The organism is Bifidobacterium sp. POST2/T3 (B1) (assembly GCF_058197115.1).
Window position 1 is genome coordinate 1 of the sequence record NZ_JBVPQK010000410.1, and the last position, 2,299, is coordinate 2,299.

The following is a 2,299-nucleotide window of genomic DNA, read 5'->3' on the forward strand; positions in this document are numbered from 1 at the left end:
GTCAAGGGCCCCGAGGTGCTCAACAAGTTCGTGGGCGAGTCCGAACGGCTGATCCGCCGTCTCTTCGCCCGGGCCCGTAGCCTGGCAGGCCAGGGTGGACCAGTGGTGGTCTTCATCGACGAAATGGATGCTCTGTTACGCACTCGGGGGTCAGGCATCTCATCGGATGTGGAGACCACCATCGTCCCCCAGTTCCTGACCGAGCTGGACGGTGTCGAGTCCTTGGACCAGGTCATGGTCATCGGCGCCTCCAACCGCATCGACATGATCGACCCGGCGGTTCTGCGCCCGGGACGGTTGGATGTCAAGATCCGCATCGATCGGCCCGACAGAACCAGGTCAGCCGCCATCCTGGGTAAGTATCTGGGCTCAGACATGCCCATGGAGGATGATGCCGGGCCGGAGGAGCTGATCCAGGTGCTGGTCGACGGGCTCTTCGCCAGGGATGATGACCATCTGCTGGGCAATATCATGGATGCCACGGGCCGATGGCAGCCCCTCTACCAGGAGTCCGTGGTCTCCGGCGCCATGCTGCATAACCTGGTCGACCGGGTCAAGACCATGGCGGTCAAGGCCTCCATCGAACAGGGTCGACAGGTGGGTCTTGACCCTGGGCTCTGCTTGAGGGCGGTCCATGGGCAGTATGAGGACACCATGGAAGAGCTTCGCGGCCAGGACCCGGACCGTTGGGCCGATCTGGCCGGACTGCGCCCAGGGCAGGTCCAAGAGGTTCGTCCCGTCGATGGGCCAGGGGAGCGGTCATGAGTGCCGGGCGGGTTATGGGTACCGAGACGGAGTACGCCATTGCCGACCCCCAGGATCCTGGCGCTGATCCACGTGCTCTGGCCCTGCGTCTGGTAAGGGCCGCCGCCCATCCGGACCTGGCCCACATTCGCTGGGACTACGGGGGTGAGGATCCGGTCAATGATGCCAGGGGAGGTCGGTTGCCGCGTTCCGCTGCCGCTCCGAGCATGCTCACGGATGCGCCCGGTGCACGGCTGATCGATGTGGTAGCTCCCAATGGCGCTCGCATTTACGTGGATCATGCCCATCCCGAGTATGCTTCGGCCGAAACAGTGAATGCCTTCGATGCGCTGGTCCAGGACCGCGCGGGTGATTGGATGATGGCTCGGGCTGCCGACAGGGCCGGGGGCCTGGCGCTCTACAAGAACAACGTGGACGGCAAGGGTGCTGCCTGGGGATCCCATGAGAACTATTTGATGGACAGGGCGGTGCCCTTTGCCAGAGTAGCAGCCCTAATGACCATTCATTTCGTCACCCGGCAGATTTATACCGGTTCGGGCAGAGTGGGCCTGGGACCCAGGAGCGAGGAGGCCGGCTTCCAGCTCAGCCAGCGCGCCGACTATCTGACCAGCCGCATTGGACTGCAGACCACCTTCGGGCGGCCAATCATCAATACCAGGGACGAGTCACATGCAGGGCCGGACAGTCGCCGTCTCCATGTGATTGTGGGCGATGCCAACCGGTTGGATGTCCCCCTGGTTCTCAAGCTGGGGACAACCGATCTGCTACTGGGACTCTTGGAATCCGAGGGCGATTCGACCCGTCAAATCGATGAGCTGTTGGATTGCTGGACCCTGGATGATCCGGTGTCTGCACTGCACACGGTTTCCCGTGATGTCACTTTGGCCAAGCCGCTTGCTCTGGCAAACGGAGGATGCGCCGATGCGCTGGCCATCCAAAAGGCACTCCTGGATGCGGCCCGCCAGGTCAGACGGGATGCCGACCAGCCAGGTTGTGCCGATGACCGGGTTTTGAACCTTTGGGGCCAGGTGCTCGAGGATCTGGCTGTGGTGCGTTCGGGCGACAACGAGGCCCGTCTTGCGATGACCGATCAGGCAGGAAGATTGGAATGGTTGCTCAAATGGCAGCTTTTGGAGCGCCTGCGCCGCCGCCGGGCCATACCGGACTGGTCGGATCCCCGTCTGGCGGCCCTGGATTTGGCCTGGGCACGGGTGGATCCCGGTCGTGATCTGCCCTGGCGACTCAGAGGATCCATCTTGAGACTGGCAGATCCCGACCAGATCACCAAGGCCATGGACCAGGGGCCGGAGCAGACACGCGCCTGGTGCCGTTCCCAGTTGCTCCACCGCTGCCCTGAGGCGGTCAGGGGCGTCTCCTGGAGTCGTGTCATTCTTGAGGAGCAGGGACCGGAGGGAGAGCCTAGGACCAGGGTTGTGGATCTATCCGATCCTCTGAGCCACACACGGTCTTCCTGCCGGGACGACCGCGACATATACTGCTCGTAGCGCAGACAATAGTCCGATATCCGACCGGA

Annotated in this window: 2 protein-coding genes; both read left to right on the forward strand. The window is 63.1% G+C overall.

Annotated features, from left to right (window positions below; translation table 11 throughout):
• A partial coding sequence (locus AC0AP0_RS12240) for an AAA family ATPase (RefSeq protein WP_490430678.1) occupies positions 1 to 765 on the forward strand: 765 nt, incomplete at its 5' end.
• Positions 762 to 2,270, forward strand: a complete 1,509-nt coding sequence (gene dop / locus AC0AP0_RS12245; protein ID WP_490430679.1) for a depupylase/deamidase Dop — start codon at positions 762 to 764, stop codon at positions 2,268 to 2,270. The genes AC0AP0_RS12240 and dop, both read left to right, overlap by 4 nt.
• The last annotated feature ends 29 nt before the right edge of the window (positions 2,271 to 2,299 follow it).

Excerpts from the sequence above, each read along its gene's own strand:
- dop (WP_490430679.1), top strand. The coding sequence starts at position 762 with ATGAGTGCCGGGCGGGTTATGGGTACCGAGACGGAGTACGCCATTGCC.